Origin of the sequence: Sporocytophaga sp., assembly GCF_017745095.1 — a bacterium.
GTDB lineage: Bacteria > Bacteroidota > Bacteroidia > Cytophagales > Cytophagaceae > Sporocytophaga.
The window spans coordinates 437,148-445,072 of the sequence record NZ_JAGHZZ010000004.1; the positions used below are offsets into that span (position 1 = coordinate 437,148).

7 protein-coding genes and 2 tRNA genes are annotated in these 7,925 nt (G+C 35.0%); 6 read left to right on the forward strand and 3 right to left on the reverse strand.

Annotated elements, in window-relative coordinates; genetic code table 11:
- Nucleotides 1-143 precede the first annotated feature (143 nt).
- The 4 genes from J7604_RS08865 (at nt 144) to J7604_RS08880 (ending at nt 3,017) form a co-directional block, all read left to right on the forward strand.
- A complete protein-coding gene (locus J7604_RS08865; RefSeq protein WP_293894266.1) occupies nt 144-917 on the forward strand; it encodes a TIGR02757 family protein in 774 nt (257 codons plus the stop codon).
- Between the two features lie 229 nt (nt 918-1,146).
- On the forward strand, nt 1,147-1,455 hold the full coding sequence (locus tag J7604_RS08870; protein ID WP_051312990.1) for a PRC-barrel domain-containing protein: 309 nt from the start codon (nt 1,147-1,149) through the stop codon (nt 1,453-1,455).
- 107 nt (nt 1,456-1,562) lie between these two features.
- Nucleotides 1,563-2,186 (forward strand): DinB family protein, encoded by a 624-nt coding sequence (locus tag J7604_RS08875; protein ID WP_293894272.1) that lies wholly within the window; start codon nt 1,563-1,565, stop codon nt 2,184-2,186.
- An 84-nt stretch (nt 2,187-2,270) separates the two neighbouring features.
- Entirely contained in the window at nt 2,271-3,017 is a 747-nt protein-coding gene (locus J7604_RS08880; protein WP_293894275.1) for a hypothetical protein, read from the forward strand.
- 122 nt (nt 3,018-3,139) lie between these two features.
- On the opposite strand, the gene gap is transcribed toward J7604_RS08880, so the two are convergent.
- Entirely contained in the window at nt 3,140-4,147 is a 1,008-nt protein-coding gene (gene gap / locus J7604_RS08885) for a type I glyceraldehyde-3-phosphate dehydrogenase (RefSeq protein ID WP_037574820.1), read from the reverse strand.
- A gap of 333 nt (nt 4,148-4,480) precedes the next feature.
- On the opposite strand from gap, the gene J7604_RS08890 reads away from it, so the two are divergent.
- Nucleotides 4,481-4,552 (forward strand) — tRNA-Glu (locus J7604_RS08890).
- Between the two features lie 115 nt (nt 4,553-4,667).
- Nucleotides 4,668-4,739: transfer RNA gene (locus tag J7604_RS08895), tRNA-Glu, on the forward strand.
- 143 nt (nt 4,740-4,882) lie between these two features.
- On the opposite strand, the gene J7604_RS08900 is transcribed toward J7604_RS08895, so the two are convergent.
- Nucleotides 4,883-5,233, reverse strand: a complete 351-nt coding sequence (locus J7604_RS08900) for a DUF805 domain-containing protein (RefSeq protein WP_293894279.1) — start codon at nt 5,231-5,233, stop codon at nt 4,883-4,885.
- 901 nt (nt 5,234-6,134) lie between these two features.
- The gene (locus J7604_RS08905) at nt 6,135-7,652 is read right to left on the reverse strand and encodes a putative Ig domain-containing protein (protein WP_293894282.1); all 1,518 of its coding nucleotides are present in this window, start codon (nt 7,650-7,652) and stop codon (nt 6,135-6,137) included.
- Nucleotides 7,653-7,925 lie beyond the last annotated feature (273 nt).

Sequence of the window (7,925 nt, forward strand, 5' to 3'; positions counted from 1 at the left end):
ATTTTGTTGCTGTTGCTCAAACTGTTGTTAATTTACTTTAATTGAGAATTATGTAATTCTAAACTTGCTTAAGTTGACGGCCATGCTTTCAGGAGAAGGGCTAGGGATGAGCTCTTTTCAGTTTTAAGAAAATATTTATTTAGGTGAAATTTGAAGCACTCCGGGATTTTCTCGAAGAAAAATACCAACAATACAATCAGCCAGGATTTATAGAAAACGACCCGGTTTGTATTCCTCATCTTTTTTCTAAAAAACAGGACATAGAAATAATGGGTCTTTGGGCTTCAGTATTGGCCTGGGGGCAAAGAGGTACTATTATTAATAAATGTAAAGAGCTGGTGGTTATGATGGATCAGGCTCCATATGATTTTATAATGAATCATAAGTCTGCTGATCTTAAAGTGTTTCTGAAATTTAAACACAGGACTTTTAATGCTACTGATACACTTTATTTTATAGAGTTTTTTAAAACATTTTATAAAAAACATGAATCATTGGAGGAAGCATTTCTTCAGGGGCATTCAAAGAGTGCAATGAATGTAGAAGGAGCTTTGTCTGGTTTTCATCGAATGTTTTTCAGCCTTGAAGATTATCCTGAAAGAACCAAAAAGCATATTTCTACACCCGCCAGAAACAGTGCGTGCAAAAGGTTAAATATGTTTCTGCGTTGGATGGTAAGGAAAGATAAAAAAGGGGTGGATTTTGGAATCTGGAAAAATATTAAGCCCAGTCAGTTGGTTTGCCCTTGTGATGTACATGTAGATAGAGTAGGGAGAAAATTAGGACTTATAGATCGGAAACAAACTGATTGGCAAACAGCAGTAGAATTAACTGAAAATTTAAAGAAGTTTGATCCCAAAGATCCAGTAAAATATGATTTCGCACTTTTTGGTATGGGAGTAGAGGAAAAGTTTTAAAGCTAGATTTTTTGTATTATTTGATGTAGCTAAGGGAAAGTATCACGAGATGGATATATTGCAGGAACTCTCAGAAGCCTTAGTATTAAAACTGTGCAACCATTATTTTTAAGGAGTAAATTTTTATCATTATTAATTTTAATTTTTTTAGAATTATCCTTCAAATTCTTACCAACAATTCAAGAGGCAGACCTGTTATATTTTCAAAGGAAAGTACAATAATCCTCTTATGAAATCAGAAAAAGAAAAAATATTATCGTCTCCGCTTATTGGAGGAGACAAGGTTAGAAACCCTGAAGGAGAAGATCTTGGAGAGATCAAAGAATGGGTGATGGATACCGGAAAAGGAAAGGTTGAATATGGAATCCTGTCGTTCGGTGGGTTTATGGGAATAGGTAACAAGAATTTTGCTATCCCGTACGAAGCTTTAGTTAAGGGGAATGACAATAATCACTTTGTTTTGAACGTAGATAAAGAGACTCTGGTTAATGCATATAGTCAGATAGAGCACCAGGGAAAGTCTTACTACATATACTAAAATAAAAGGCAAAATTTTCTCTGATTTTGTCCTTTTAGTTGTGTTTAGAAGTTTTCCCAAGAAAAAATATAGTAAATTAGTGTAATAATTGCTTGAGCTTCGGCACGATGAGTATTTTTGAATCAAAAGGAAAAAATCTACCACAAGGGGACAGAACTTACAAGAAGTTTTTGGAAACAGCCAAATATTGGTTGAAAGAACTTGACTTCTATGGTTCTAATCAGTTTAAAAAAGTAACAGAAAATTCAGCATGGACTATTGGTCAGGTATATGATCACCTGATCAATGGTACCAGAGCTTACCATATGCGGGAAATAAGAAAATGCCTTGAAAAAACAGGGGGGAGTGAAGAAGGAAAGAAGTTATTCAAAGGGCATATAGTATTTTTTCTCGGAAAGTTTCCCTCTGTAAAAATTGCAGGAGTAGATCCCAATGGATATGTCCCTTCTCAGCCGGAAAGTCCTGAGAAAATGAAAGATGAATTTTTTAAGTTTTTCAAGGAAATGCAAAAGCTTGCCAAAGACCTTGATGCAGCTCCATCTACATACAAAACAATGCATCCTTCTCTGGGAATGCTTACTGGGCAGGAGTGGTTTCAGATTATTGAAATGCATTTCCGTCATCATCTAAGACAGAAAAGCGAGATAGATAAGTCCATCAGAAGCTTTTATAAAGAAGAAGATTCTTCGGAGTTGCTTCCTGAAGCGGAAATTGATGACTATATTTCGTAAGCAAACAGAAACATAAAGCTTTTGATCCGGGAACAAATCCTCGTATTTGACGGCTATTGCCGGGTATGTATCAATCTTATCAAGTTGATTAACATCACAGGACTGTTTCCTGCGGATAAATGTATTTCTTATTACAAGCTTTCTCCTGATTTAAAATCCTTGATTGACGAAGACCGTTTCAAGAATGAAATGGCCTTTCTGGATCCTTCGGATGGGGTTTTGTATGGGCCTTACGGCATTAAAAAAGCTATTTGTAGTAATACCGGATTTTTAAATGCTATCGTCAAGATTCCTTTCGTTTTCAGCGTATTTATTTTTCTTTATAAGATTATCGCCTATAATCGATATGTGATTTTATTGCCTAAAGAGGCGGCACTGGAATGTGATTGTGGGCCTGATAAGGAAAAGAAATACAGAAACTTCTATTTTGCTATTCTATCGGTTTTAAATCTTTTACTTATTGCTGCAGCTTTAAATATTTCGGGATTGGAAGGAGGATGGTTCTGGATAAATCTTTTAATATTTCCACTACTTTATATCATAACGTTGGGAAGTTATAAAATAATGTATCCCAATACATATCACTTTGATTTAAGACAGCACAGCATTACTTCTTTGTTTTATGCATTTATAGCAGGCGTACTTATAGAATGGTCAATTAGTTTATTAGTGAAGCAATATGATCTGATTCCTGTATTTCTTATTGCTTCTGGTATTGTATTTTTTCTTATTTATAGAGGCAGAGTCAGATTTTTGCAGCTTAAGCAGACCTTTGTTTATTTAGCCTTGCTTTTTATATTTCTTATTCCTCTTTTGCTTTTATTATTTTAGAAGTTTTTTGCTAGTAGAGTTAAAGCTTTAATCATATCGCTTAAAACTTTAATTAGTAGATATAAAAAAATAAGCTCCTATAGAGGAGCTTATTTTTTTTATAACAAATATTAGTTGTTAGCTTATTTAACTGTGTCGATATAGCTTATAAGGTCAACAAGTTTGTTTGAATAACCCCACTCATTGTCATACCAGCTAACTACTTTCACGAAGTTATCATTCAAAGAGATACCAGCTTTAGCATCGAAGATAGATGTTCTTGCATCACCTAGGAAATCGTTAGAAACAACTTCATCTTCAGTGTAACCAAGTATACCTTTAAGTTCGCCTTCAGAAGCATCTTTCATTGCTTTTTTAATATCCTCATATTTAGCGCCTTTTTCAAGACGGCAAGTAAGGTCAACTACAGAAACATCAGGTGTAGGAACACGGAATGCCATACCTGTAAGTTTGCCTTTAAGAGCAGGGATAACAAGACCCACAGCTTTAGCAGCACCTGTAGATGAAGGGATAATGTTCTGGTAAGCGCCACGGCCACCTCTCCAGTCTTTAGCAGAAGGACCGTCTACAGTTTTCTGAGTAGCAGTAGCTGCGTGAACTGTAGTCATAAGGCCTTCAAGGATACCGAATTTATCGTTAAGTACTTTAGCGATAGGAGCAAGACAATTAGTAGTACAAGAAGCGTTAGAAATGATACTCATTTCTTTCTTGTAAGTTTTGTTGTTAACACCCATTACAAAAGTAGGAGTATCATCTTTTGCAGGAGCAGAAAGAATTACTCTTTTAGCACCGGCTTTAATGTGCTTGTCGGCAGTATCCTGAGTAAGGAACAAACCTGTTGATTCAACAACGTATTCAGCACCAACCTCATCCCACTTTAGGTTTGCAGGATCTTTTTCTGCAGTAACTCTGATAGCTTTTCCATTAACTACAAGTTTACCATCTTTTGCTTCAGCAGTTCCGTCAAATCTTCCATGAGTAGAGTCATACTTAAGCATATAAGCCATGTAGTCTACATCTATCAGGTCATTGATTCCAACGATTTCAATATCCGGTCTGTTTACTGCAGCGCGGAACACAAGTCTGCCGATACGACCAAATCCATTAATACCGACTTTTATTTTAGCCATATTGATTTAGATAATTAGGGTTTAAAAACAAGGAACAATAATACAATAAGTTGAAACTAAAAGCAAGATCGAAGGCGGCATATGTAAATCAGAATTAAAAATTGTTTAGAGAAAAATATTCTAAATAGCTCTTAAGATTTTTGTTGGAAAAAAAATATATGTTAAAGCTTTGATAATAATTGACTTGTTGTTTTTTGGGTCCAAGTGAATGAAAAAAAAACAATTTTTTTGGGTTGATGCTTTGCAAATTAAAAATGTCCCGTTATCTTTGCGCCACGTTTAACGAAAACGTCTCACGAAAAGAGAGAAAAAATAATTAAGCCAAAGATATTTGGCCCGTTCGTCTAGGGGTTAGGACGCCAGGTTTTCATCCTGGAAACAGGGGTTCGATTCCCCTACGGGCTACTTAAATGAAACCACTGTAATAAAAGTTATGGTGGTTTTTGTTTTTAGCAATTTCATTTCTGCAAAGCGATATTAAAACGTATTGCAGAAAGAAGGAATAATAAAAAGACATTTTGGCCCGTTCGTCTAGGGGTTAGGACGCCAGGTTTTCATCCTGGAAACAGGGGTTCGATTCCCCTACGGGCTACTTAAAATAAACCACTGTAATTTTAAATTGCAGTGGTTTTTGTTTTATATGCATCTAAATCCATAGATTCTCTGAATAGAGGATATTCAAAGAATCTAAATGGCATAAATATTAGAGAGTTTGGAGTTTTTAATATACTCCAGTTAATATACTTCAGTCTGGGTAGATTCAGTGTCTTCTTTAGGGGAAGGACCATATTGATTACTACCAACTTCGCCTTCTGTAACAGCAAGGATAAGGTTATAGAAGGGAATAAGTAAAAACCAACCACTCTTTCCAACATCATGCATTCTTCTGACTCCAACAGCAAGTCCAGGAATAAGAACTGCTATTGAGTAAACGTAACTTAATTCAGGTATACTGATGAGTCCACAAACAATTCCAATACCTATAGAAAAAATAATGTTAAATAAAGCAAAATACCAATATTCACTTCGCCTTGCTCTACCAGTGAATAATGCATAGTTTTTTAAAACTTTAAGATAATATTTCATTAGTTTAATCTTTTACTTTCTCCTACTAATAAGGCTTTTCGGTCTCGCCCCGTTTTTTTAAGTGGGTTCTGGACTCCACTTTAACTTTACTAATTTAGATTTTTTACACTGGCTATGATAAGTCTGAAAAGAGTTTCCTTAGAAAAATGAAGAAAAAATTATCTCTAGATCAAGCTTCCATTAACAATTGAATCCGTTCACAATTGAAACTATTGCCATTCATGTATCCCCAATTGTTTTATTTTTAAATAAAAGAATATTACATGTTTTGGTGAATTACGGACAAAACTCATTTTCAGTTTTATAAAAAAAATATTATAAAAATATTTTCTCACCAATGCTATACTTTTTGAAAGTAATACGATTAAGTTAATTAGACTTTAATAGGTGATATAAATGCTTCTGAAAATTCCCATGGCTTGAGTGAGGAAGCTGAGGCAGAATTATATTTCTGTAGTTAAATTAAAATATTCAATCATTCAAACGGTCACCGTTCAGGTCGTTGCTAAAAAAGGTCCGTCATTCTATGTTTTCCTGATGCACAATGTTGTGCAACCTATAATATAAAAAGGCGAGGAGGGGGAAATGGCTCAGATAGATGAAAATGTCATTTAAAAATAGAACTATATTAGCAGGAAGTTAAAAGTTCTTACCAAAGAAAATAAAGGGGAAGAGCAGTATGAAACGATACAGGGGCATCCGGAATTTGAGGTATTGAGTATTGACCTCTACTTTGGCCCTCAATCTGTGGAAGGCAAAGAAGATCAATGACTCAAGAAGATTTGCATATTTCAGAGTATATGCACCTCAAGAGCTACCTTTAATGGTTCCTGAAAGCCGGGAAATTTGAATTACTATAAAGAAAAATAGGGGCCGCTTTAATTTGGGCGGCCCCAGACTTTTATTTTTTTACTACAAGCCCATTGTATTCAGAAGTTGAATTATTCGATTTTATTTTCAAAGTGTATATTCCTGGTTTAATGCTTGCAGATTCAAGATCCAGAACTATATCAGTTTCAAGGTCAATATTTTCTGTTTTGAAAATGATTTTTCCCATATTGTCTATCAATGCCAAGGATCCATTGCCATTTCCTTCTATTCTAATGTTTAGTATCTGATCAGTAGGGTTAGGATACATATAAAGCTTTCTAGAGTTATTTTTATATAAGCTTTCAACCACTGCATATTTAACCGTAATGATAAAGCTTTCAAGTAATGAACCTCCAAAGTCATCACTTATTGTTACATAAATGGTATCATTACCAATATCAGCATTGGAGGGCGTTCCAGATAAAATACTTCCTTCAAGACTTAGCCAGGACGGTATAGCTCCTGAGCTTGAGCTTGCTGAATAATTTAATGTATTGCCATCAGCATCAGAGAAATAGGGTGAAAGATCATAAGTAAAACTTTGACCAGTATAAGCAGTTGTATCACTAATAGCAGACGCATGCTCAGGAGGCCTGTTACCAAGGACATTCAGTGTAAATGCATCAACGGCATATGTTCCATTATCTTCCGCTTTAACAAGTACAGTATATTTTCCACCGTTTTCATAGGCAGGGTTGGCGGTAAAGGTACGGGTCTTTTGATCAAACGAAAGCCAAGAAGGAAGTGGAAACATATTTCCCAAGAAAGATGAATAGCCAATACTTGTGCCTCCCTCAAAAGTATTTTCAGGAATAGTATATGTCCAGGTTTCTCCACTTCTGATTGTATAATCCAACAAAGGTTTTGAAAGATAAAGGCGACCAATGGTGTTATATGGTTGGCAATTTTCCTTTGCTGATTCTGCATTGTCAGGGTTCATACCAAAGAAACTGCTTTTCTGATAATAAAGCATAAACCTGTCAATTCTGAACATGCTTGCCCTGCCTGAGAATTGAACTGTATAGACACCAGGCGCTGGAAAATCAACATATATGTCGTGGAATGTTTCACCCCATGAAGTTCCTAAATGTTGTGTCTTAACAAATCCATACCATTCATTTCTTGCACCTATAACCGCTTTAAACCAATTGCTTCCAAAGCTACCTGTGCTGTCATTGCCAATTTTCGTAATTACACCTCCGTGAGGAAATTTTATCCATACATCATTGTCATGATAGTTTTCTCTGAAAGCTCTCATCTTGAAACTATGACGACCAGCCTCTTTAATTCTGAATGTGTATGTTAGTTGGCTCTTTCCAGGTGTTCCAGTTGCATCACCACCTATATATTGAATAAAGCCGGATCCTGTATATCCTGGCACATTATTTTGTGCAACCCAAAATCCTCCGTTTAAATTGGCAGACTCCATTTCTATAGTTACAATGCTGTCTTTTTGAACAAATGTGCAACTGTCAATAACCTGCCCAGAAGCCAGGTTTAGACCTATTAGATAAAAGATTATTGTCTTTAGGAGTAGATTATTCTTCATAATTAAAATTTAAAGTTTTAATAAAAAATACATTTCGAAGTCTATATATAATTACAGAGACATGAAGATTGTTTTCTGGAAGGCCTTTGGATACTGGTAAGTATTTGAATATTAGTAATCAAAAAATAGATCACTTGATATATATAGTTGTTAGAAATAAAATTTTTAATGAAGTTTTAATCTCTATGAAATGAGGACTTTATTAAAATAGAGATTATGAATGTCAACATATTTTAATAGGCATATTGTACCCCTCCCCAAAAATAGGACAGC

Coding starts and splice junctions, on each gene's coding strand:
- J7604_RS08870 (WP_051312990.1), top strand. CDS start 1,147: ATGAAATCAGAAAAAGAAAAAATATTATCGTCTCCGCTTATTGGAGGA.
- J7604_RS08875 (WP_293894272.1), top strand. CDS start 1,563: ATGAGTATTTTTGAATCAAAAGGAAAAAATCTACCACAAGGGGACAGA.
- gap (WP_037574820.1), bottom strand. CDS start 4,147: ATGGCTAAAATAAAAGTCGGTATTAATGGATTTGGTCGTATCGGCAGA.
- J7604_RS08900 (WP_293894279.1), bottom strand. CDS start 5,233: ATGAAATATTATCTTAAAGTTTTAAAAAACTATGCATTATTCACTGGT.
- J7604_RS08905 (WP_293894282.1), bottom strand. CDS start 7,652: ATGAAGAATAATCTACTCCTAAAGACAATAATCTTTTATCTAATAGGT.